Here is a 23,646-nt window from a genome sequence, read left to right as displayed (position 1 = left end):
TCTTATAGTAATTTATTTCATTGCATAATTTATCTCATTATACTTGGATCATTCTTAAAACCATTTGAAGTTGCGATCATGAGAACTCGACTATTTTTATCCAATTTATGGGTTGAAATGGCAAGCTTCAAGGCATTGATCGTAACGGCTGAAGATGTTTCAAGATATACACCCGCTTCTGAAAACGCTTTGACACTTGCAATAACATCATCTTGCGAAGTGGCAATTGCATCACCACCTGATTCTTGGACAGCCTTTAAGGCTTGATAAGTGACCGTATTGCCACCAATAGAACCAGTTAAAGCATAGTTACCCTGAAATCGACTCCTATAATCTGCACCCTTAAGCACCTGAGTAACACGTTCGAAGGGTTCTACGCAAATCAATTTTGGCAATACTTTGATATAGCCTAATTGGTGTATTTCTTTGAAACCTTCAAAAATACCCCAGAGGAGATCGCCTCTGGATACGGGTACGAATATAAACTCTGGAATAGAATCGCCAAAGTCTTCAAAAATTTCATAGGCAATGGTTTTATACCCTTGCACGCCGAAACAATTACTGCCAACAGGCGGCAATATATAATTCGTAGCGGGATATAAATCTTGTGTTTCAACTAAATTTTGCATGTAGGCCCATCTCCCCTGCGTTGTGTCTTGTTCAGCATCAAGTATGACGAGGTTGGCACCAGTAGATTCAATAGCAGTACGATAAATATTGCTGATTGTTCGAGGTGATATGACTGTACATTGAAGACCAGAGTTTGCAGCATACGCCGCTATTGAGAAGCCAGCATTACCACTTGAAGCAACCACAACCCCTTTTTTGCCCAGTTCTAGAGCTCGAGCGATGACTAAAGGACTCATTCGATCCTTGTGTGAACCTGTAGGATTTTGAAATTCATTTTTTAAGTAAACCGCTTTTAGGCCTAATTGAGTAGCTAAAGCTTCATGTTTTACAACAGGCGTATTGCCTTCCCCAAGTGTTGGCAAACTTGTATAAGGTAATGTTTCACTGTATTTTTGGATACCTTTAGATGTTGAGGGATTGTGTTCAAGCGAATTATAGTTAAAAGATAAAGCCGCATTTTCACCTTTATGGAAACATTGTGGACAGCCTAAATAATAATCAGCCAAGGGATATGTCTTGCCACATTTGATACAATAAAGAGATTCAATATTTGGATTTATAGTGTACATATTTAAAAACCTCCATTTATGAATTTGTCACTGTTATTTATATTTTTCATTATAAAAGAGGATATTTCAGTTGTCTAACGAATAATACACATAACAACGATCGAAAATAATGATTATAACCCTTGAGGAAGATGCTCCCCATTTCTCAAAATGGGGGGCATCTTCCTAATTCAGTGGGCGTCCAAACGCCCACTGAATGCAATCCTAACGGATTGCGCAAGGGTTACGAAGGTAGCGAAGCGGACTGAGTATGTAACCTTAACAGGTTGCTGATATGCAGTTTTGGGTTACGAAGGTAGCGAAGCGGACTGAGTATGTAACCTTAACAGGTTGCTGATATGCAGTTTTGGGTTACGAAGGTAGCGAAGCGGACTGAGTATGTAACCTTAACAGGTTGCCGTTATGCAGTTTTGGGTTACGAAGGTAGCGAAGCGGACTGAGTATACACTTTGATAGTAAGGAGTACGAGCATATGGACTATAATTTATTAATCACTTTCATTTATCTGGCACAATTTAAGAATTTCACAAAAACAGCAGAGCAGCTTCATGTCGTTCAATCCACAGTGACCAGTCGAATTAAGCAACTTGAATACAATCTAGGCGAGACACTTTTCACGCGGACGAATAAAACAGTAGAGCTCACTCAAAAAGGTGAGGCATTTTTGCCTTATGCAAAAGAACTGTTATCCTTACAAGATACCGCATTATCTCAATTAAAACAGTTGGAAATTTACCAAGATACGCTGACAATTGGTGTGGTACATTCTATCTATGAGTGCCATGTGGCGCATTTGATTTTAAAGTTTATCCAAAACAATCCTAAAATTTCCGTCAAGGTCATGATTGGACACAGTGAAGAATTGATACAGGGACTTCATGAAAATCAACTGGATATTGCCTTTACTTATTGGGATGTTAAATCATCACAGTTCACTTGTGAGCCTTTTCATAATGATGAAATCATCTTGGTGACGGGTGCCCAAAACAAATGTAACTCTGAAGGCGTTTCAAATGAAACCTTAAAATCTCTTCAACTATGGAAATCGGCGATTTATACAGAGTCATTTAAAGAGTGGTTTTACACCATTTTTCCTAAAAACTATCTTTATGCAATGGATATTAACGTCAGTGGCAACACCATCGCTTATTTGGAAGCGGGTATTGGCTATGGCTTTATGTTGAAATCAATGGTCACAAAAAACTTAGAGGCAGGGTCACTTATTGAAGTGAAATTACTTGAGAGCAGTCCACCATGCATAGAGAGTTACATTTTGATCAATAAGCGAAGATTGACATCAGAAGCTGTAAAACAGTGGCTATTGGAATGTGAATAGCCAGTTAAAGTGTTGAAAATCAAAAAAATGAGCCACCAGCTACCATATGATGCAATTAAAACAAGTACGCGATATAGCGTATTTCCCATACTACTCATTATAAAAGGATGCTATAATGGTGAAGAAAATAGGAACATAAATAGGAACATAAATGACAAGAAACGCATCTAAATATGATAATTACTTTGTACAACTTAAAGAGTAAGATTAAAAAAATAGGAGCCAAATATAAATGACACGTCTAAAAGCATCAAAAATACATTTACTAAATGCGTACTTTTTATCAGAAGCTTTTGTAATGGATGAAATTGAAAATCAATCAGATGAAAACATCAAAAAATGGACTGAGGCATTTGACGCGGATAAGTATGGTGCTCTATTTCATTTGGGATTTCTAGAAAAAGAGAGTTGGTTTTCACCTTCAATCGAGTATCTTTACCATATCGCAACACTTTTGATCAAAAAACTCAGCCAACAATCGGCAATTGAGTTTAATAGAGAGACGGTTCAAGTTGAACTCGGGGCAGATGAGCTACAGAAGTTAAAAGAGGAAATTCCCTTTGTAATCGGTATGGAATACGTGGATGATCAATGGATTCAAGGTTTATGGGCATCCTTGCTTGATGTTTTTAAAACGGAAATAAAAGTGTATGAGGGCACTGTTGCTCGGTATTTTGCTGAACACAATGCGCATATCAACATTGTGGGGAGAGTCTTTTTTCATTTGGTTGAAAACAAAGACGGTGAGTATCCATTTGCTTTTATGGCAACGTATTCGACAAAACCCGTTAAAAGTAAGCGTGCAGTCCATACGCCCCTTAAAAATGCATTAAAAGAATTTGATGGGGACGAAAAAAAGTTGTTTTCACTTATTTCAACCGTGATTAAGGCGGCTGAAAAGAGTGCCTTTATCTCGGACTTACTCGAAAGTGGCGAATTGTTTTCACCTTTAAAGATCACTGGAGATGAAGCTTATACCTTTTTAAAAGAGATTGAAATCTATGAAGAAGCGGGCATTATGTGCAGAGTGCCGGACTGGTGGAAGAAGAAATACAATTCTGTCAGTGTATCAGTTGCAGTGGGGGCAAAAGAACCTTCAAAGGTTGGACTTGATGCCATTATGGATTTTGAACCTTCACTGCTTATTGGTGATGAGCAGATAACACCGCAAGAATTAAGTGCCTTTTTAGAGATGGGTGAAGGCCTCGTCCAATATAAAGGCAAATGGGTTGAAATCAACAAAAATAAGCTGGAAGCGGTACTCGATGCTTTTAACAAAGTAAAGAGGCTTAAAACGGATAAGCTTTTGTCTCTCAGTGATGCCATGAGGATGGAACTCAATGTGCATGAGCTCTTAGAGATTCAAGAAGATGATTTAGAAATTACCATTTCGAATGGCCAATGGCTTAGAACCGTGAAAGAAAATCTAAAAAACCCAGATAAGATTGAAAAAGTCGATACAGAACCTTCATTCCATGCAAATTTAAGAGCCTATCAGGAAACGGGCTATCACTGGCTTAACCAGATGTCAAGGCTCGGATTTGGAGCTTGTTTAGCAGATGATATGGGGCTTGGCAAAACCGTTCAGATGATCGCCTTTTTAGAACATCAAAGAGTTCACAACGCTGGATCAGCACTTCTTGTGTTACCAGCTTCTTTAATAGGCAACTGGAAAAAAGAAATCGAAAAATTTGCACCAGATATGCCGTATCAGATCCTTCATAAAAGTGATTTGAAAAACTCGGAAAACCTTCAAATAAGAGAAGACAAGTTCTTACACATCACCACTTATGGGATGGCAGTTCGGCTTGAAGCACTTAAAGATAAGCAATGGACTTATTTGATCTTGGACGAAGCTCAGGCCATAAAGAATCCTGGAACCAAACAGACCAAAGCGATTAAAGCGATTCCCGCAAAAATGAAAATTGCCATGACGGGAACGCCTATTGAAAATAAATTAGGGGATCTTTGGTCTCTATTTGATTTCTTAAATCAAGGGCTGCTCGGAACGCCAAAAGAATTCACAAACTTTACGAAAGGCCTTGCGGAGGACATGACCGGATATGCCAAGCTTCGAAAGATGATTCAGCCCTTTATACTCAGGCGGTTAAAAACAGATAAGAGCATCATCGCTGATTTACCGGATAAACTGGAAATGAATGCTTATACGACCTTATCTAAAAAGCAGATTGCACTTTACAAGCAGTTACTAGAACAAATTTCAAAGAAATTGGACGTGACCGAAGGGATTGAACGCAAAGGCCTTGTTCTGTCCAGTATTATGAAGTTCAAACAAATCTGTAATCATCCCGATCAGTATCTTGGTCTAGAGGCATATAAAGAGGCACATAGTGGTAAATTTGAGCAATTGAGAGCTATATGTGAAACCATACATGAGAAGAGAGAGCGCGTTCTCATTTTCACACAATTTAGAGAAATGACGGCGCCTATTTCTGAATTCTTGAGCGAAATCTTTTTAAAAGAAGGTTTTGTACTTCACGGGGGAACGCCTGTGAAAAAAAGAAATGAGATAGTGGAACAGTTCAATGGTGAGCATTATGTCCCTTACATGGTCCTTTCACTGAAAGCAGGTGGGGTTGGACTCAATTTGACAGCGGCAAATCATGTGATTCACTTTGACAGGTGGTGGAATCCAGCCGTTGAAAACCAAGCAACAGACAGAACTTTTCGTATTGGACAGACTAAAAACGTCATGGTTCATAAATTTGTCACCAAGGGCACCATTGAAGAAAAGATTGATGCCATTATTGAAGAAAAACAAAAATTATCTGGAGATATTTTAAGTTCAACAGGCGAACAGTGGCTTACAGAGTATAATAATGAAGAACTGATGCAGCTGTTTGCGCTGGGTGGTGATTTATAATGGGCTATCGTGGATTTCCGAAATATGTATCTGTGGCAGAAAAGAAAGCCAATGCAAGTCATGCACTTGAAAAACTTAAAAAGAAAAATCCTGATATTGAACCTATCCTCATTGAGGGAAAAACCATCGCAAAGAATTGGTGGGGCAAATCATGGAATTTGAATCTTGAAAGCTATGCAGATTATAGCAATCGAATCGCAAGGGGCAAAAGTTATTTGCGCAATGGGAGTGTTTTGGACTTAAAGATCTCCAAAGGGATTGTAAATGCAAAGGTTCAAGGCAGTACTTCCAAACCCTACGAAGTCAAGATCACTATAAATGCATTGAGTAGCCAAAACTGGGCACAAGTGATAGAGCTTTGCAATCACAGAATAGATTCGCTAGAACAACTTTTGGAGGGGCAATTTCCAAAAGCGTTGGCAGTATTGTTTACTGAAAAAAAATATGGTTTATTTCCATCGACAGACGAAATTCACTTTGACTGTAGTTGCCCTGACTGGGCTTACATGTGCAAGCATGTGGCAGCTGTTTTATATGGCATCGGCGCAAAATTGGATCAGGACCCCATGCTGTTTTTTGAGCTGAGAGACTTAGATGGCCAAGCCCTTATCAGAAAGTCTGTGGAGAGTAAACTTGAAAATATGCTTAAAAATGCAGGCAAGAAAAGTGAACGCGAAATTGCAGACGAGGATGTATCCGATTTGTTTGGGCTTTAGTAGATCATATAAGCAATGTCGTGTCCATAGAACAATGATTTAAAGCGATAAAACTAATAACAGAATTAGAAACAGAAACAGAAATAGAAATGAATATGAATAGATTCAAGAATAAAAAGACAGGAGAGGGCATATCATGGTTAAAAAATTGAACGGGATACTGAAAGAGAATGAAAAGTATCTGATTGAATTTGAAAAAGCGTTAATAGCGAGTCAATTATCTGAAAAAACAGTAGAGAAACATGTTGGCAATGCAGCATTTTACATTAATGAGTTTTTGAATTATGAGAAACCGACGCCTACATCTCAAGGGATGTCAAAGATCGATGAATTTTTTTCGGAGTGGTTTGTAGAGAAATTTATTTGGGTTTCGAAAACAGCTTATAACGATTCCATGACCTCTCTTAAGAAGTTTTATAAATTTTTACTGGATTCACAGGTGGTGGATAAAACGGCTTATGATCAATTTGTTTCGGAGATTAAGAATAACAAATCTAAATGGATCAAGATTGTTGAAAATATAAACTACGCCGATGACTTTATAGATTATTTTAATTCTGATAGGCTTGGAGACCTTGACGATCCCTTGGGAATCGTAGATGATCATGATTATTTTTTCAACGCTGGGATGTTGGATGAAGATGAATGCGATGCACTTTTGAATGAATTTTACACAAAAGCTGCTGTTGTTTATAAGGAGAAACCATGGTTATATCTCGCAGAGACCGATATCATTGAACTTTCATTGCCAATCACGGATGAGATTTATTATGCAAGTGTTATTGGCAGTGGCAATATGAGTCGAGGCATTATATTTTATCAAGGTGCCCGTGGACTTCAAAACGCTTTTAAGATGTTGGGTGAATCCAATGAAGATATTCATCAGATTGCAGCAAGCCAATCTTACATTGCGCTTCATTTTGATCAGGATGACCAATTAGATGAAATAGATCGGGCGTTTATCACAAGGTCAGGGGTTTCTTTTAAATCGTCAAAAGAACTGCCTTACTTAAGAGTTCAAGATCCAGGTATGTTGGCTTGCCCTCTTGAAGTCATTGAACTCATTGACCTTACAGAACTCCTAAATGCAGCGCTTTCTACCTTTAGGTATTTAAAGAAAAATAAGCAACTCAGAGATTGGTTTGATAAAGATCAAATCTTCGCGATGACAATTTCAGAAAAGGGCAAAGTGAATTACGAATTCAAGCAGATTGAAGCTATTTTAAACCATTCAATAGATATTGCAAGTTATTATGATGAGCTTTCTCTGAGAAAACTCAAGAAAAAGGCCAAATTGAGTAAAGCGCATTGGGAAGTTGAACAATTTTATTTACCAAGTCCGATTTTTGAAGAAGACAGTGCGTACTTAGCACATTTTCCTTCTGTTTTGGTCATTGTTGACCGTGAAAGTGAGCAAGTTGTTGGACACTATATCTCAGAGCCAATGGCATCTGAAATGGAATTTCAAACTTACTTTTATGAACTTCTAATGACTCAAGGCAAGAAACCCCAAAAAGTATTATTCAGAAATCAAGAAGTCATTCAATCTATTTTTCCGATTCTTCTAGAACTTGAAATTGAGATTGAATATGATGAGCAACTCTTATTGGCATCAGAATTTGTAGACGGCATGGTCAATCAAATTTTAGGCAGTGGACCAAACTAAACCAAACTAAACCAGAAAAAATCCTTAAAACAGGGGAAGGTCATATGAAAGAAAATAAAAAATTAATCTACATCCCACTCTTGATTTGCCTACTGACATTTACAGCATGCAGTAAGTTTATACCAGTGGATAAGACAAAATCAGAAGGGACATCGTCAAATGTGTCTAATCCAGTAGAGGCATCTGTCCCGAAAGAAACAGAAACGCCAAGTGCCACAGAAATATCAAAGTCAGAGCGCTCACCATCAGAGGCCTCACCTGAAGTCTGTTTATTTGAAAACAGTGATCAAATAAAATTAGAATTAGAAGACATTGCAGGCTATGATGCACTTATGTTGAGAGTAGGGCTCAATGAAATCTACGCGCGAAAAGGCTATGCGTTTAAAGATGCGTATTGGAAACAATATTTTGAGAGCCAATCGTGGTATAAAGTTAATGAAAACTTTAGTGAAGCCGATTTTTCTGAAGTAGAAAGGGCAAATATAGCATTTTTAAAGGAGCAAAAAGCAGAACTTTCATCCAATATTTTAGAGGTTGATTTTGATGGAGATGGCATAAAAGAGCATGTCACCGTGGATGCATCAATAATAACAAAATTGATTGATGCTGAAGAAAAATGGTATCCTTGGGATGACTCCTATATGGGCGCTCTTGTGACGGATATAGACATTACAGATGGTGAAAGAGAATTATTACTTTATGATGCTGGACCAAGTGCGGACTACACCAGTGCACTCTGCCGTTATAATCCTGAAACACAAGATTGGACAATTGTAAGCGCTCAATCAACATCATATTTTGATCATGAGGCAGATGGCAAAGGGCATATAAAGTTAGAGACTTTCCAATATGATATTTATGAGATGGGTTTATTTGAATACAATCAAGGCAAATTAAATCTTATAGAGATCACTTATCCAGAATTTACGTTGTCCAAGACGGTGGGCGCTTTATCGAAAGGGACAAAGGTTACAATAGAGCCCATTGAATCAAAGCCTGAAAAAGGGGAAAAAGCGGCTCTAAAAATCATTGAGGTTGCACATCCTGAAAATTCAGAAATCCTATATGTAGAAGAAGAGAGCCCATATGAATTTGGCAGATACTTTGGCCTTATGCAAGCCTATTTCGACGAAGTCACAGAAATGTATTATGGGGATTAACATACCTCGTTAAACGCTATCAAAGCGGACAATCCACAGTGTTTTGAAAAAAAGCGGGGATTCTTGTCCGAAGTGTTGGCACTTAACAAGGTGTTTCTATACACAAATTCCCTGCAATAATGTACTATGCAACAAACCCGCTTTTAAAGTATAATTCATAAAACGCACTGGGAGGTGTATCTTTTGAATTTTCTTTCTTTCATGGTATATTGCATTATTGTGACTTTTACGCCTGGACCATCCAATATAATGATTTTGTCTACGGTCCATAATTATGGAAAAAATAGAGCAATTGAATTTGTCATTGGAGCATCAATTGGCTTTAGCATTATGATTGGCATATCCGCTGTACTCAATACATTTTTGGTAGCTGTTGTCCCTAAAATCATTGGGATTATGCAAATTATTGGAAGCTTATATATGCTTTATCTTGCTTATAAAATTTATCATATGGATGTAAAAAGCGCAGAAAACTCAAAAGTGGTTTCTGTCAAATTCGGATTTATTATGCAGCTGATCAATCCCAAAGTGATTTTGTTTACCATGACGGTGATTCCAAGTTTTGTTTTACCCTATTATAACGCTTGGCCCCAAATCCTTGGATTTGCACTGTTGATCAGTGCCATAGGATGTGCCGCTTTTCTAAGTTGGGTTGCCTTTGGGATGCTCATTCAAAAGCATCTAGAAAAGCATAGGAAACTGGCCAATACGTTGATGTCCCTTTTTTTAGTCTATTCTGCTATAATGGTATCAGGCATATTAAGTTAAAGGAGGAGATTTAAGTGGACCAGTTTATCTATAAAAAACAATCTGAGATTATGGCTTTGTCTGCTCATCTCTCAGATTTTAGCTATAAGAGGCATTCTCATGAAGAATATGCTATTGGTGTAACTCTAAGTGGGATTCAGCAGTATCATCTCAAGGGCGCGTTGCTTTCTTCTCACCGCAATGGGATCATGCTCTTTAATCCAGAACAACCTCATGATGGCAGCGCCTACGATAAAACGGGCATTGATTATGTAATGCTCTATATTCATCCGCAATTGATGATGGAAATATTGGGGAAAAAAGAACCGATTCTGTTCAATGAACCCATTGTTTATAACTCAAAATTAGAAAGTAAAATTCTTAATCTTACAAAGGCCGTTCTCAATCATGAAGAAGACGCACTGTGCAGTGACTTACTCATGCAAGTTGCAGAGGGTGTTTCTCAGATGGAAATTAACTATAATTATAAAAAAGAGCCTTCATTGATAAAGAAGTCTAAGAAAATCATCACTTCAAATTACAGTGGCGTATTGAAATTGGAAGACTTAAGCAATGAATTTGGCATGTCCAAGTTTCAGTTTATTAGAGCGTTCAAAGAAGCAACTGGCATCTCACCCTATCAATATTTTTTAAACAGCAAGATAGAATATGCACGTCGCTTAATAGAAGAGAAAAAAGACGTCTACACAGCAATTGAAGCCTGTGGCTTTACCGATATCAGCCATCTTAACAAACATTTCAAGAATGTGTATGGCATAACTGCATTTGAATACATGACTCATATGAGTTGATCGCATAAGCAAATCTGAGTATGTAAATCCTCATCATATCCATCCTGCAAGGCAATCCTCAGCGGTTTATAAAACCGAGAGGACGCTAGCCTGAAAGAATGGATATGATGAGGAATTTTTATTTTGTGATAAAGGTTTATTTATACAATGACTTTGTATCCACCTATATGCGTGTGGAAAGATTTAATTGAAAATTATATAATGAAAGTGTTAGTACAGATCATTAGACGGAACAGATTGAGTTGGTGCAGGACAAAAATATGATGATTCTCAATGTCATCAATATTGTGGAACTGTGCAAGTTATTTATCGCAGATATGTATTTGGCAGGTAGAGGTAAGATACTAAACATTGCCTCCACAGGTGCGTTCCAACCAGGCTCCTATACAAGTACCTACAATAATATTTGCTGCAATTATATACTATACACGAATAGGGACACTGCTGTAAAATTCATGTAGATTAGTTTTTAGAGGATATACTCGAATTTGAAATGAGGTTTGTGATGAATTTAGAGAAAAAAATAGCGATCATTGTTAAAGAAGATCTTATGTCTTGGCAAAAATTAAATGTGACGGCTTTCTTAGCAGGTGGCATAGGTGGAAGTCAAGAGGTTATAGGTGAACCTTATTGGGATGCCAGTGACGTTCAGTATTTACCGATGATTGACCAGCCCATTATAATATATGCCGCCACTCAAGCGGTACTAAAAGAAATTCTTAAAAAAGGGCTTTCGAAAGAAGTTGAATTTGCAGTTTATACAGAAGAACTGTTCAATACGGGTAATGACATAGCCAATAGAGAACAAGTTAGAGCCTATAAAACGGAAGCGTTGAACATCGTTGGGCTAGGTATTTATGGTAAGAAAAATCATGTGAATAAACTGGTTAAGGGTTTGAAGTTACATGATTAGTGGGCGTGTTAAAAGTTAAAAGTGAAATTGAATATGGAATGACTTGAATAAGCACGGAGCAAAAAAAGGCAATTCTTCTAGAAGAGTTGCCTTTTTTGCCTTGAATTTAATGAAGTATAGGATTAGAATTTAATTATACTGACCGGTCAAAATAAAAAAGGGGGTACTTAATGAAAACTCAAAAGACAGCCATATGTTATTTTTCTGGAACAGGCAATACAAAAGTTGTGTCAGAGCTACTGGCAAAAGAAATCGCTAAAATTCAAGGGAATATGACGATACTCAGAAATATTGAAGATATGCTTAGGGATATGAATGGCCTTATACATATGGCTGTGGACCTCATCGGAATAGCATACCCCATATATGGATTTGGAACCCCAGAAATCATCAAACATTTTGTGGATCAATTTGAGCCTGTGCAAGATCGAAAAGTCTTCATACTTTTGACAGGGGCAGATTATATCCGCATAAATCACAATGCAACAGCTTCAATCAAAAGAAAATTACAGAAAAAAGGGTATGAGGTCATCTATGAGCGCATCATTGCCATGGGATCGAATTGGCTTATGGCATATGATGATCACATGGTAAGATTACTGTATCAAGCAGCTCAGCGCAAAGTGGTGCACATGAGTATAGAACTTCAAAATGAAGTCAGAAGAATCTATCAGCCCAATATTGCGATCAGATCAACAGCCCCTATGATCAACTTTTGTGAGGAAAAAATGGGGGCTAAAATATTTGGCAGATTTCTATATGCTAATCCGCAATGCAATCATTGTGGCCGTTGCGTGAAGCATTGTCCCTCACAAAATATAAGGCTTGAAGAAGGGCAAATAAAATTTGGAAATAAGTGTTATATGTGTATGAGGTGCATCTACACTTGTTCCCAAAAGGCAATAGAAGCTGGAACCATGCAATTTGTCGTTTTAAAAAATGGGTATGATATTGAAAATTTGATTAACAATAGTCCCGAGGAAGAGCCCTTTATAGAATCAAATTTAGTGGGTTATTTTAAACATTTTATAGCGTATCTCAAGGACGATACAATGTGAGTAGATGAGATCAATAATACTGAAATTAAATTGAAATAAAGTTTTCAAAAAGTCATCGTAAAGGAGTAATGAATGCCAAAGATTGGAATGGAACCAATAAGGAGAAAAGAGCTGATCAATGCAGTGCTTTGGATTATAGCAAATAAGGGATTTGAAGACGTGACACTGGACAAAGTGGCTTCACGTGCAGGGGTTTCAAAAGGGGTTGTGGTCTACTATTTTAAAAATAAAGAAATGCTAATAAATGAATCTTGCAAGGCTTTTCTAGTGCAATTCTCATCAGGGATGGAAGCACTGATTAAAACCAATATGGATGCACACACAATTCTTAAGGTAATTGGGCTGACCACCATTGGCAATTTAGAAGAGGCCTATGAATTATGTGCTGAATGCCCCTCAAATGAGGGCGATTTAGACTATTTGGATTCATTTTCTCTTGAAGAGCGTCAAAGCATTATCATGCAAATGTTCGGCAGAATGGTGATCTATCATCATTTTAGAAACATACTAAGTGAGGTCTACCAAAATTATCTATCTGTCATGGCTTCAGTTTTTAAGGCAGGGTTATCAGATGCAAATTCCGATTTATGTCAAGGCTTTGCACTTCAATACATGGCTTTGCTTGATGGCTTGCTTTTATATGGCATTATGGAATTACCGGTTAATCGAGCAAATGAGATCAATAGATATCTCGATCTTGTATTTCAAAGGGCAGTTGATGAATCAGGGCATTTAAACACAGCACGCTCTTAGAGTGGACTACTATTTCAACGCCTTCAGACATTGCCCTTGCGAGAGGGCTAGTCGTTTCGTCAGGGCACAGTTGATCCTAAAACAGGCGTCTTAAATAAATACTGGACAGAGGAAATACCATACGGATTATAAAAGGCTGAAGATCTTTCCGAAGGGTTTGAATTTATAACCGATCTGAAAAGTCATCAGCCTTTTAATGTATTAAGTTAAATAATCGTGTTTTCTAGAAAGAAAAAGTTTCAGGGTTTCCAGTAAAAGAGGCAATTGTAGCAGTGGCTTCTTTAAAGTACATCACTGTAAATATGCCGTCATCGGCTTGATACATTGTCTTTAAAACAGGGACAGCTTCAAGTGCAAAGGCTTTTGCTTCTCTTCTATCATCGCAAGCAATATCACCAGCGATTCGAATCCATTCTCCCTTCGCATTCATACCGGAAATTTCGACTTTAGGATTTGCCATCATTTGCTTAAAACATGCTTTTGTGTTGTTAGTGGCTGTGTAGAGTTTACCTTCAAATTCAAAAATAGCACCAAAGGGTCTCACTCTAGGCTGATCACCCTCGGTTGTTGCTAAGTAAAATGTGCCACAATCTTGTAAAAATTCTAATGCTCTTTTCATAGTCATTACTCCTTACGAACGTATTTTTATTTAAATTACTCATATTATAATAATAGCAGGTATAAAATAAAATATAAGTACCATCTTTAGATTGCGTTAGTATTCAAAAAGATACTGTCATAGATCAATCAACTTATAATAGAGGCAAGCTTTTTTATGTTATAATGGTGCTAATAAAGAGTAAACCACGGATATAGAAGATGAATTACACATATACAGAAGATGGATTACACAGATGGAGAGGGAGGATTGCAAAGATGGAGACAGTTAATTTAAATGAAGACTGTGGACATATACTTGGACATGGAGATATCAGCCGTGTGATTTTGGATGCCATATATGATGGCGTTTTAATCATAGATAAAAATGCAGTCGTCCAATATATTAATCCTGCTTACACGCGCATCACCGGCGTTAAATATGATGAAATCGTTGGCAATGATATCCTATCTGTAAGGCCAGGTGCAAGATTGCCCAACGTCATTGCCAGCGGTGAGAAAGTCCTTAGAGCCTTGAGAATGGAAGATGGTGTCGAGTACATGGTGAATATGTCACCGATTTTGTCCAAAGGTGAAGTCATCGGAGGCATCTCTTTAGTAAAGGCCATTGGAGATGTCTATGAACTCTCTAATGAGATCAGTCATTATAAAAAAGAAATCAATATCCTCAGAAAACAGATGAATGCGATTCAAAAAGCTAAGTACACTTATGATGACATCGTTGCGGAGGACCCGAGTTCACTTAGGACAAAAGCATTGGCAAAAAAAATAGCTCAAAAAGACACGACTGTTCTGATCAGTGGCGAGAGTGGCACTGGTAAAGAACTCTATGCTCAGGCGATTCACAATGATTCGCCTAGAAGAGAAGGTCCGTTTATCGTCATTAACTGTGCAACTATGAGCCATAATTTATTGGAAAGCGAGCTGTTTGGCTATTCAGAAGGTTCATTTACAGGCGCCACAAAAGAGGGGAAAATCGGTCTCTTTGAAGCTGCCAATACGGGGACGATCTTTTTAGATGAGATTTCAGAGATGGATATCAGCTTGCAATCGAAACTCCTAAGGACTATTCAGGAAAGTACCGTAAGACGCATTGGAAGCGTCAAAGAAATTCCAATTGATGTCAGAGTGATTGTTGCAACCAATAAGGATTTGGAAACGCTTGTACAAGAAGGCTTGTTTAAAGAAGACCTCTACTATAGGATAGCCGTATTTCCGATAGAATTAACGCCTCTAAGAGCGCGTAAGGGCGATATTTATCCTCTGATTAAAATGGCATTAAAGCGCAAGGCAAATGAGGCGAAAAGAAGAATTGATTTGACTGATGAGGCTTTGAAAATGTTGTGTAATTACAACTGGCCTGGCAACATACGAGAACTTGTCAATGCGATTGAATTCGCCTACAACATGATGACTGATTTTGAGATTGACTATACTCATCTCCCTAGTCGAATACAAAAATATTATTTAGAACATCATGCTGAAAATTTGAAATTTGAGAAACTTGCGGTGACATTAAAGAACGCCGAAATTAAAAGCATTCAAAATGCGCTGGACCTATTTGGACATGATATGGAAGGAAAAAGGCTTGCAGCAGAAGCTTTGGGGATATCTCTAGCAACTTTGTATAATAAGTTGAAAAATATTTCTAAATAATTAGAAATACGTCGCTCTAGCTTCTAAATATTTAGAAATAGGAAGACAAACCTAATATGAGAAGGCGCAAGTATTCTGATGAGCCTGAGTTGAATAAAATTCTAAAATCTTAGAATGCATCTTGAGGAATCCCTGTAATTAAGGGATTTTTTCTTTGGCACGCAAATTGCGTTATTAGAATTGTGTCTAGATAAATAAATACTTGGGAGGTTTTTATGTTAGCATTTTTAGGTTTTTTAACAATCGCCGTTTTACTTACTCTGGTTATGACGAAAAAGGCATCACCAGTAGTGGCTCTGATTGTTGTACCTGTTTTGGCAGCCATTATTGGAGGTTTTTCTGCCGATTTAGGTAAATTTATGACAGATGGCATCAAGTCAATCGCGCCAACAGGTGTCATGTTTATTTTTGCAATTCTATTTTTTGGCATTTTAACGGATGCAGGAACTTTTAAACCCATCATTAACACCATTTTGAAACTCGTTGGGAAAGATCCTGTGAAAATTGCAATTGGGACGGCTGTTTTGGCGATGTTGGTCCATTTAGATGGATCAGGTGCTGTGACGTTCTTAGTGACAGTGCCTGCAATGTTACCGCTTTATGATGCTCTTGGCATGAGACGCACAACGCTTGCGACCATAGTGGCATTATCGGCAGGGACCATGAACATTTTACCTTGGGGTGGTCCAACTTTGAGAGCGGCATCTGCGCTCAATATTGATGTCATGTTACTCTTTAAACCATTGCTGATTCCTGTGGCATGCGGGCTGGCTTTTGTCATTTTCGTAGCTTATCTTTTGGGCAAACAAGAAAGAAAGCACATGAAAGAAATTGAAGGTGAAATTGAAGTTGGCTTTGAAGTGGATGAGAAAAAATTGTCACTTGAGAGACCCAAATTATTTATATTCAATATTCTTTCCATTGTGGTGGCTATAACTGTTTTGATCTTAGGTAAATTGCCGCCTCACATTGTGTTCATGCTTGCTTTCACAGTGGCGCTTATTGTGAACTACCCTGATGTCAAAGAACAAAGAGAGCGTGTCGATGCCCATGCAAAGGCGGCATTGATGATGGCTTCAATCCTATTTGCAGCAGGGACATTTACAGGTATATTAAAGGGAACAGGCATGATTACAGCTATGGCTAATGTTGCAGTGGCAGCGATTCCAGCAGCACTAGGTGCTAGAATTCCATTGCTCACAGGTATAATCGCAATGCCGGCAAGTTTATTATTTGATCCAGATTCGTTCTATTTTGGCGTTATGCCCGTACTTTCATCTACTGCGGCTCAATTTGGTGCAGATCCAATCAGCGTTGGTAGAGCGGCTATTTTAGGACAAATGACAACGGGATTCCCGGTGAGTCCACTGACAGGATCAACGTTCCTTTTAATTGGATTAACGGGAATAGACTTAGGGGATCATCAAAAGAAAACGATTCCGTATGCATTTTTAACGACTATGGTTATGCTCTTAATCGCAGTTATAACAGGTATTATATCCATCTGATAATGGAATGAAAGGATTAAAGCAGATAGAGTATTCAATTTAGCATAACAAAGGAGGCATATAGAGTGAAAAAAATTAGAATCGGAGGCGGCGCTGGTTACTCAGGTGATCGAGTGGAACCCTCCATTGAGCTCATTGAAAAAGGCAATTTAGATTATATTGCATATGAATGTTTGGCCGAGAGAACGATTGCAATTGCTCAACAGATTAAGATGTCTGATCCTTCGAAAGGGTATGATGGGCTCTTAGAGTATAGGATGGAAAGAGCACTTTCAGCTGCTTATAAGAACAAAGTAAAGATTATTACGAATATGGGTGCAGCTAATCCGCTTGGGGCTTTGGAAGTGGTCAAAAAAATCGCAGAAACTCAAAATCTTAAGGGCTTAAAAATAGCTGCGGTTATAGGCGATGACGTCCTAAGTCATTTGGATGAATATCAAGAAATCACCGTATGGGAAACTGGAGAGCCGCTTAAGTCCTTGGAAGGAACTGTGGTTTCAGCGAATGCATACTTGGGGATTTCGGGTATATTAAAGGCTTTGGAACAAGGTGCAGATGTGGTGATCACAGGAAGAGTATCAGATCCTGCGCTCTATCTGGCGCCATTAGTACATGAATTTGGCTGGAAGATGGATGATTTTGAGAAAATGGGTAAAGGGACACTTGTGGGCCATTTATTAGAATGCGGTGGTCAAGTCACTGGCGGTTACTACGCAGATCCGGGTAAAAAAGATGTCTTTGAACCTTGGAATATTGGATTTCCAATTGCCGAGGTCGATGAGTATGGTGATGCGACGATCTCCAAAGTAGAGGGTACTGGTGGCATGGTCACAGAGGATACGTGTAAAGAGCAGATGATTTATGAAATTCATGATCCTGAGCATTATTTTACACCAGATTGTGTTGCCGATTTTTCAGGCGTCACCATAAAAGCCATAGGCAAGGATTTGGTTTCAATCAAAGGTGGCAGTGGAAAACCTAAAACGGATACCTATAAAGTGAGCATAGGCTATAAAGACTGTTTTATTGGCGAAGGTGAAATGAGTTATGGTGGACCGAACTGTGTGGCGCGTGCTCAACTGGCGCTTGAAATCGTTCAAAAGAGACTTGAAATGACTGCGGTTGAATATGATGAGATCCGTTTTGATATCATTGGTGTCAACGCTTTATTTGCAGGGCCTGTTGCAGCAGATATGGCAGATCCCAATGAAGTCAGAATAAGAGTGACCGCACGTACAAAGACTAAAGATCAAGCTGTGAAAGTTGCCAATGAAGTTGAGACGCTTTATACCAATGGCCCGGCTGGTGGCGGCGGTGCGACTAAAAAGGTTTCTGAGGTTGTTTCGGTGGCTTCTATACTGGTTCCAAAAAAAGAGATCAAGGTAGATGTCGTTCTCAAGGAGGTGATGTAATGAAGCTTTGGGAGATTGCGCATTCAAGAACGGGCGATAAAGGCAACATTTCCAATATATCTTTAATTGCATACGATGAAAAAGATTATGCATTAATTAAAGAGAAGGTCACTGCGGAGATCGTAAAAGAACATTTTAAAAATGTGGTCAAAGGGCAAGTGATTCGTTATGAACTTCCGAATATAGGGGCGCTTAACTTTGTAATGTACGAAGCACTTGGTGGTGGCGTTACCAGATCACTTGCCATAGATAAGCATGGCAAATGTTTGAGCTCTTCACTATTGGAAATAGAGATTTAAACTGGAAATAGATAATTAAATTAGGCATAGAGAGATGAACTCGAAATAGAGAGATGAAATAGAGATCGAGTTTTTAGCATCAAGGAATGATTGGTTAGAGTGTCAAAATCCAATAGTTGAGCACCCCTCTACCCTATGATGTCGTTTACGGCAAGTACGCGATACAGCATATGGTAGAGGGGGCATGCGAAACTGGGTTTTGACACTCTAATTATGATTAAAACCAGTATTGTTAAAGCATAAAACAGCAGAAAAAAAGCACCCTTCATTGCAACATAATGGAGAGTGCTTTTTTAAGTGTGTATTTTTAAATTGAAGTGTACTATTCAAGCTGATTATAACTGATCAATCGATGAATATGAACCGCTAAATAAGTGAGTTCCTCATTTGGAATGTGCTTGCCATAAACCTGCTGAATATACTCTTTGATCTTAAAAGCGCCGTTCATGGCTTGAGGATACAGATTTGCAATTTGCTCAAAGAGCGCATCATCCTTATCGTCAATCATTTTGTCATCAAAATAACGCTCTACAAAGAACTTAACGTGGGTAATAAACCTTGTGTAGTGCACATTTTCTGTGTCCAAATTGATATTGAGCGTGTATCGCACTAAATTCACTATGCTCCCAATCATCTTAGCATATTTCATCCCATCTCGCGATGCGCTATTTTCAGTTTGAGAGTTGACAATGTGAAAGGCAATGTTTGCCGCTTCCTCTTTAGGCAAGTGGATATCAAAGGCCTTGTTCATTAGCTCAATGGCATAAAGACCAATCTCAAACTCCTCTGTATAGTAATTTTTAATTTCCCAATAGACCCGATTGGTGATATTGATATTTTTTCTGTAACGTTCAACTGCAAAATTCATGTGATCCATAAGTGTGAAGTAGATACCTGAAATGAGTTTTGTATGGAGCTTCTTTTCTGCGTGACTGACTATTTTCTGAGTTAAATCTATAAATTCAGGTGGCATGGCATCTAATAAATCCAGCAGTTCTTTTGCTTTAAAATTATCCACAGGCATAAAAATTTGATCGGCTTGATGATTGGCGATGAGTGCACCATTTTTTTGCCCGTATCCGATCCCTTTTCCAAAGAGAATAAATTCTTTACCTTGGTCATCTATAACTAAGACAACACTTGAATTCAAAACTTTCTTAATCTTAATCACTACATACACCTTTCTGCTTGAAAGAAGAAGCGTTAATCCAAATCAGCCCCATTGCTTTCAATAATTTTTTTGTACCAGTAGAAAGAATCTTTTCGGCTTCTCCGTAGCGTACCATTGCCCTCATCATCTTGATCTACGTAGATAAAGCCGTATCTTTTAGACATTTGGGAAGTACCTGCACTAATGATATCAATAGGTCCCCAGCTCGTATAGCCAAAGAGGTCAACCCCTTCATCAATAGCCGCTTTCATTTGCTTAAAATGTTCACTAAAATACCGGATTCGATATGGATCGTGAATAGAGCCATCGGCTTCAACGACATCCTTAGCACCGACGCCATTTTCCACGATAATCATGGGCTTTTTATAGCGATCATAGAGTTCAATAAGTGAAATTTTAAGCCCTAGCGGATCAATTTGCCAACCCCATTCTGAGGAAGGTAGGTATGGATTTTTGACGCCCATAATGGTATTGCCAGATGCTTTTTCGAGTTCTGGATCGACTGACTCTGTAAGGGACATATAATAACTAAAAGAAAGATAATCCACTGTATTTTCTTTTAGAATGGCTTTGTCTTCAGGTGCCATAACGATTTGAATCCCTTTTCGTTCGAACCATTTCTCGATCATAACGGGATACTCACCAAAAATCTGAACATCTGCATAAAAATAGTTGTGAAGATTCTTCTTGAGTGTTGCTTCTACATCAAGTGGATTACAGGTGTTTGGATAGGTGGTCAATTTGGTTAACATACAGCCTACTTGACTGCTTGGAATAATTTCATGACAAGCCTTTGTCACAAGCGAAGAGGCTACAAATTGATGATGTAAGGCCTGATAGATGGCCTCTTCTTCTTTGCCCGTTTCACATAATTCAGGTATAATCCCCGCAGTGATAAAGGGGTGCCGATCGATACTGTCAATTTCATTGAAAGTGAGCCAATATTTGACCAAATCTTTATAGGCGTTAAAGCAAACATTACAGAATCTAACGAAGTAATCGATGACCTTACGCTCAACCCAGCCATTGTATTTTAAGCTGAGCGCCAGAGGCATTTCATAATGCGAAAGCGTAACAATGGGCTCTATGTGAAGACGTCTCATTTCCGTGAGCAGTTCTCTGTAATATTTTACCCCAGCAGGATTGGGTTCTGTTTCTTCTCCTGTTGGAAAGAGTCGCGTCCATGCGATGGAAACTCGAAGCACTTTAAAACCCATTTCGGCAAAGAGTGCCAAATCTTCTTTGTAATATTCATAGAAATTGATGCCTCTACGCTTTGGATACTTCTTTATATCATTATCTTGCATGGCTTTTTCAATTAAATCTTTTGAGATCTCTAAATGCCCTTTGTAGTCATCCACACTTATCTTGGAACGATACATAGCCACATCGGCGACAGACATACCTTTGCCATCGGCATCCCATGCACCTTCCACTTGGTTGGCAGCAAGTGCACCACCCCAAAGAAAATTTTCTGGAAATTTATATTTCATTTGTCATACTCCTTTTTTTAGCTTATAGGCTTTATATTATCACACAGTAGCAATGGTCATTATATGGTCGGTTTGATTGACCTGATCTTTTGATTTGATATCTAGCTTGTAAGCCTCTTGATTCGTGACAACGGCAATTGTTACCGGGTCAAAACCGGCTGCTTTGATTTTCTCAAGATCAAAATTTAACAGAAGATCTCCCTTTTTAACGCTGTCGCCAACTTTTACTTTAGATTCAAAATATTGTCCTTTGAGTCTTACCGTATCTATACCCACATGGAATAAAATTTCAGCACCATTATCAGCTTTTAAACCAATTGCATGTTGTGTATCCAGAACCGTTTCAATCTTGCCATCGAGAGGCGCATATAATTCACCTCTATGAGGCAGTACTGCGATGCCATCGCCAACAACTTTGGAAGAAAAGATATCATCGTTGACCTTTGAAAGTGAAATCATTTGACCAATAATGGGACTGTTAAAGAGGATTTCTTCTTTGCTAAAAGGTTTTTCGCTACTAGGTTTATTTTCTGATTCCGTTTCCTTACTTAAAATAAATGAGACAATAAATGCAACTGCAAAAGAGATCACTAATCCCATAAAGGCATTGAATAAGTTTTTAGGAGCGAGTTCTGAAATAAACATAGACATGCTTGCAAGACCAGGGCCGACTAAAGCATAAGATTTTACACCCGTAATACCAATATAAGCACCGCCAATAAATGAGCCAGCAAGAACACTGCTTAAAACTTTTTTGTTCTGAAGTGTCACCCCATATAAAGCAGGTTCTGTTATGCCAAATAGTGCAGAAATACCAGCTGATATGGCGATCGATTCTTTGGTAGTGTCTTTCGTTCTAATGGCAACAGCAAAACAAGCGCCACTTTCTGCAATGTTATGTGCAAGAGAAGCAGGTAAATATAAAGGATCCATACCAAGTTCAGTCATAGCTGTCACAGCATATGGAATCATGGCTTTATGCATACCCGTGGCAACCATAAAAGGTAAAACCGAGGCTAAAAATGCGATTGCGATCCAACCAATCTTATTAAATAAGAATAAGATGACCGTTGAGAGTCCCAAACCTAAATTGAAACCCAATGGGCCCAAAAATAAAAGTGTTGTAGGTACGGTGATGATGAGTGACATCATAGGGACAAAGAATATGCGAATAGGTTTTGGCGAGATTTTGGTGAAAAATTTCTCAGCAAATGAATAGAGAATAACTGCTAAAATTGCAGGAAACACTTGAGAGGGATAGGAAATGTTCTGAAGTTGTATCCCAAATAATTGAGTCCCTTCACCTAGGGCTGCAATTGTTTTTGGCAGTAGTAATGTACTGGCAGCTGACATCGCCACAATATAGTTGACTTTAAGTTTATTTGCAGTTGAAGCTGCAATTAAAACAGGTAAAAAATAGAGCGGTGCATCAGAAATTAGCGATAAAATCTTATAGTTTTGACCTGCTGAATCCATTACACCAATCAATGCTAGAAGCAATAAAAGTGATTTTAGTATTCCGGCACCTGCCACTGCTGGTGCCAGTGGCTGAAAGATGCTAATAAGAAAATCTAATATGAAAGCACCTAATTTCTGTTTTTCATTTGTCTTTTGAGAATCATCAGTTGAAGAAAACGAATGACCTACCAAATTCATAACTTCATCATAGACTTCTACTACTTCATTGCCAACCACGACTTGACATTGACCAGTCATTTTTACAGCCATGACACCATCAATTTTTTCGAGCATTTCCACATTGGCTTTTGCCATATCCATCAATGAAAATCTCAGTCTTGTGGAGCAATGCTCTAAATGGGAAATATTATCTTTTCCACCTACATGTTTTAAGATTTCTTTTGCAGTAATTTTGTAATCCATTTTACTTGGCCCCCTTTAAAATTTTTAAACAAAAAAAGGACCTAAATCGATAAATGATATTAATCATCATTTATGGATTAGATCCTGCCTGCTCAACCAGTCACATGTCTAATGGTACTCTTCATGTTTAATTTACGTCCATTATATAATCGAAGTTTATATGTGTCAAGATCAAAATGTTTTTAAATGCAAACAAAATGATGAGAAAGATGGGCATATACCTATAATTTCATCAAAAGTAATTCATGAAAGGGCCTATAATTGCAGAGCAATAGAAGGCGTTTGGAAATCTATAGGACATTGAATTGACGAGAGAGACATTTGATTGTTATAATTAGAGATGTGTAAGACATACACAGTTATT

The 23,646-nt window shown here is 38.2% G+C and carries 19 protein-coding genes; 14 read left to right on the top strand and 5 right to left on the bottom strand.

Annotated features, from left to right (window positions below; all coding sequences use genetic code 11):
• Positions 1–29 precede the first annotated feature (29 nt).
• Positions 30–1,199, bottom strand: coding sequence for a threonine synthase (locus tag ISU02_RS16230; RefSeq protein ID WP_194702901.1), 1,170 nt, complete (start codon positions 1,197–1,199; stop codon positions 30–32).
• A gap of 472 nt (positions 1,200–1,671) precedes the next feature.
• Between ISU02_RS16230 and ISU02_RS16225 the strand changes: the two genes are divergently transcribed.
• From ISU02_RS16225 to ISU02_RS16180, 10 genes are all read left to right on the top strand, one after another.
• Positions 1,672–2,535: a LysR family transcriptional regulator gene (locus ISU02_RS16225; protein ID WP_194702900.1), complete on the top strand. Its 864-nt coding sequence runs from the start codon at positions 1,672–1,674 to the stop codon at positions 2,533–2,535.
• Between the two features lie 232 nt (positions 2,536–2,767).
• A complete protein-coding gene (locus ISU02_RS16220) occupies positions 2,768–5,419 on the top strand; it encodes a DEAD/DEAH box helicase (RefSeq protein WP_194702899.1) in 2,652 nt (883 codons plus the stop codon).
• Complete coding sequence (locus ISU02_RS16215; RefSeq protein ID WP_194702898.1) at positions 5,419–6,135, top strand: SWIM zinc finger family protein; 717 nt, start codon at positions 5,419–5,421, stop codon at positions 6,133–6,135. Before ISU02_RS16220 ends, ISU02_RS16215 begins: the two co-directional genes overlap by 1 nt.
• Before the next feature lie 136 nt (positions 6,136–6,271).
• On the top strand, positions 6,272–7,801 hold the full coding sequence (locus ISU02_RS16210) for a DUF7309 domain-containing protein (RefSeq protein WP_194702897.1): 1,530 nt from the start codon (positions 6,272–6,274) through the stop codon (positions 7,799–7,801).
• 44 nt (positions 7,802–7,845) lie between these two features.
• The gene (locus tag ISU02_RS16205; protein WP_194702896.1) at positions 7,846–8,961 is read left to right on the top strand and encodes a YARHG domain-containing protein; all 1,116 of its coding nucleotides are present in this window, start codon (positions 7,846–7,848) and stop codon (positions 8,959–8,961) included.
• Positions 8,962–9,144: 183 nt separating this feature from the next.
• Positions 9,145–9,729 carry a LysE family translocator gene (locus tag ISU02_RS16200; RefSeq protein WP_194702895.1) on the top strand — a complete coding sequence of 195 codons (585 nt, stop codon included), beginning with the start codon at positions 9,145–9,147 and terminating at the stop codon, positions 9,727–9,729.
• A 14-nt stretch (positions 9,730–9,743) separates the two neighbouring features.
• On the top strand, positions 9,744–10,520 hold the full coding sequence (locus ISU02_RS16195) for an AraC family transcriptional regulator (protein WP_194702894.1): 777 nt from the start codon (positions 9,744–9,746) through the stop codon (positions 10,518–10,520).
• Between the two features lie 505 nt (positions 10,521–11,025).
• Positions 11,026–11,433, top strand: a complete 408-nt coding sequence (locus tag ISU02_RS16190) for a DUF2000 domain-containing protein (RefSeq protein WP_194702893.1) — start codon at positions 11,026–11,028, stop codon at positions 11,431–11,433.
• A gap of 170 nt (positions 11,434–11,603) precedes the next feature.
• Positions 11,604–12,491, top strand: a complete 888-nt coding sequence (locus ISU02_RS16185; RefSeq protein ID WP_194702892.1) for an EFR1 family ferrodoxin — start codon at positions 11,604–11,606, stop codon at positions 12,489–12,491.
• A 72-nt stretch (positions 12,492–12,563) separates the two neighbouring features.
• The gene (locus ISU02_RS16180; RefSeq protein WP_194702891.1) at positions 12,564–13,244 is read left to right on the top strand and encodes a TetR family transcriptional regulator; all 681 of its coding nucleotides are present in this window, start codon (positions 12,564–12,566) and stop codon (positions 13,242–13,244) included.
• Between the two features lie 223 nt (positions 13,245–13,467).
• Here the strand turns inward: ISU02_RS16180 and ISU02_RS16175 are convergent, their stop codons facing one another.
• On the bottom strand, positions 13,468–13,863 hold the full coding sequence (locus ISU02_RS16175; protein ID WP_194702890.1) for a pyridoxamine 5'-phosphate oxidase family protein: 396 nt from the start codon (positions 13,861–13,863) through the stop codon (positions 13,468–13,470).
• Positions 13,864–14,120: 257 nt separating this feature from the next.
• Here ISU02_RS16175 and ISU02_RS16170 point away from each other — a divergent pair, with 257 nt between their 5' ends.
• The 4 genes from ISU02_RS16170 (at position 14,121) to ISU02_RS16155 (ending at position 18,737) form a co-directional block, all read left to right on the top strand.
• Positions 14,121–15,518, top strand: coding sequence for a sigma-54 interaction domain-containing protein (locus tag ISU02_RS16170; RefSeq protein WP_194702889.1), 1,398 nt, complete (start codon positions 14,121–14,123; stop codon positions 15,516–15,518).
• A gap of 215 nt (positions 15,519–15,733) precedes the next feature.
• Positions 15,734–17,026 carry a CitMHS family transporter gene (locus ISU02_RS16165; RefSeq protein WP_194702888.1) on the top strand — a complete coding sequence of 431 codons (1,293 nt, stop codon included), beginning with the start codon at positions 15,734–15,736 and terminating at the stop codon, positions 17,024–17,026.
• Between the two features lie 65 nt (positions 17,027–17,091).
• Complete coding sequence (locus tag ISU02_RS16160) at positions 17,092–18,438, top strand: acyclic terpene utilization AtuA family protein (RefSeq protein ID WP_194702887.1); 1,347 nt, start codon at positions 17,092–17,094, stop codon at positions 18,436–18,438.
• A complete protein-coding gene (locus tag ISU02_RS16155; RefSeq protein WP_194702886.1) occupies positions 18,438–18,737 on the top strand; it encodes an AtuA-related protein in 300 nt (99 codons plus the stop codon). The genes ISU02_RS16160 and ISU02_RS16155 overlap by 1 nt, the downstream gene beginning before the upstream one ends.
• 322 nt (positions 18,738–19,059) lie before the next feature.
• Here ISU02_RS16155 and ISU02_RS24380 read toward each other — a convergent pair whose 3' ends face one another.
• The 3 genes from ISU02_RS24380 to ISU02_RS16140 are packed head-to-tail and all read right to left on the bottom strand — an operon-like array spanning position 19,060 to position 23,282.
• Entirely contained in the window at positions 19,060–19,908 is an 849-nt protein-coding gene (locus ISU02_RS24380) for a PRD domain-containing protein (RefSeq protein WP_194702885.1), read from the bottom strand.
• Between the two features lie 32 nt (positions 19,909–19,940).
• Positions 19,941–21,401 (bottom strand): glycoside hydrolase family 1 protein, encoded by a 1,461-nt coding sequence (locus tag ISU02_RS16145; RefSeq protein ID WP_194702884.1) that lies wholly within the window; start codon positions 21,399–21,401, stop codon positions 19,941–19,943.
• Positions 21,402–21,440: 39 nt separating this feature from the next.
• A complete protein-coding gene (locus tag ISU02_RS16140) occupies positions 21,441–23,282 on the bottom strand; it encodes a beta-glucoside-specific PTS transporter subunit IIABC (protein ID WP_194702883.1) in 1,842 nt (613 codons plus the stop codon).
• Positions 23,283–23,646: the final 364 nt, after the last annotated feature.

Origin of the sequence: Fusibacter ferrireducens (genome assembly GCF_015352425.1) — a bacterium.
GTDB classification, from domain to species: Bacteria; Bacillota; Clostridia; order Peptostreptococcales; family Acidaminobacteraceae; genus Fusibacter_A; species Fusibacter_A ferrireducens.
The sequence above is the reverse complement of the archived record's forward strand: the minus strand, read 5'-3'. Positions and strand labels throughout refer to the sequence as shown.

What these genes read in the sequence shown, in the direction of transcription:
- ISU02_RS16230 (WP_194702901.1), bottom strand. Translation starts at nt 1,199, where the DNA reads ATGTACACTATAAATCCAAATATTGAATCTCTTTATTGTATCAAATGT.
- ISU02_RS16225 (WP_194702900.1), top strand. Translation starts at nt 1,672, where the DNA reads ATGGACTATAATTTATTAATCACTTTCATTTATCTGGCACAATTTAAG.
- ISU02_RS16220 (WP_194702899.1), top strand. Translation starts at nt 2,768, where the DNA reads ATGACACGTCTAAAAGCATCAAAAATACATTTACTAAATGCGTACTTT.
- ISU02_RS16215 (WP_194702898.1), top strand. Translation starts at nt 5,419, where the DNA reads ATGGGCTATCGTGGATTTCCGAAATATGTATCTGTGGCAGAAAAGAAA.
- ISU02_RS16210 (WP_194702897.1), top strand. Translation starts at nt 6,272, where the DNA reads ATGGTTAAAAAATTGAACGGGATACTGAAAGAGAATGAAAAGTATCTG.
- ISU02_RS16205 (WP_194702896.1), top strand. Translation starts at nt 7,846, where the DNA reads ATGAAAGAAAATAAAAAATTAATCTACATCCCACTCTTGATTTGCCTA.
- ISU02_RS16190 (WP_194702893.1), top strand. Translation starts at nt 11,026, where the DNA reads ATGAATTTAGAGAAAAAAATAGCGATCATTGTTAAAGAAGATCTTATG.
- ISU02_RS16185 (WP_194702892.1), top strand. Translation starts at nt 11,604, where the DNA reads ATGAAAACTCAAAAGACAGCCATATGTTATTTTTCTGGAACAGGCAAT.
- ISU02_RS16180 (WP_194702891.1), top strand. Translation starts at nt 12,564, where the DNA reads ATGCCAAAGATTGGAATGGAACCAATAAGGAGAAAAGAGCTGATCAAT.
- ISU02_RS16175 (WP_194702890.1), bottom strand. Translation starts at nt 13,863, where the DNA reads ATGAAAAGAGCATTAGAATTTTTACAAGATTGTGGCACATTTTACTTA.
- ISU02_RS16170 (WP_194702889.1), top strand. Translation starts at nt 14,121, where the DNA reads ATGGAGACAGTTAATTTAAATGAAGACTGTGGACATATACTTGGACAT.
- ISU02_RS16165 (WP_194702888.1), top strand. Translation starts at nt 15,734, where the DNA reads ATGTTAGCATTTTTAGGTTTTTTAACAATCGCCGTTTTACTTACTCTG.
- ISU02_RS16155 (WP_194702886.1), top strand. Translation starts at nt 18,438, where the DNA reads ATGAAGCTTTGGGAGATTGCGCATTCAAGAACGGGCGATAAAGGCAAC.
- ISU02_RS16145 (WP_194702884.1), bottom strand. Translation starts at nt 21,401, where the DNA reads ATGAAATATAAATTTCCAGAAAATTTTCTTTGGGGTGGTGCACTTGCT.
- ISU02_RS16140 (WP_194702883.1), bottom strand. Translation starts at nt 23,282, where the DNA reads ATGGATTACAAAATTACTGCAAAAGAAATCTTAAAACATGTAGGTGGA.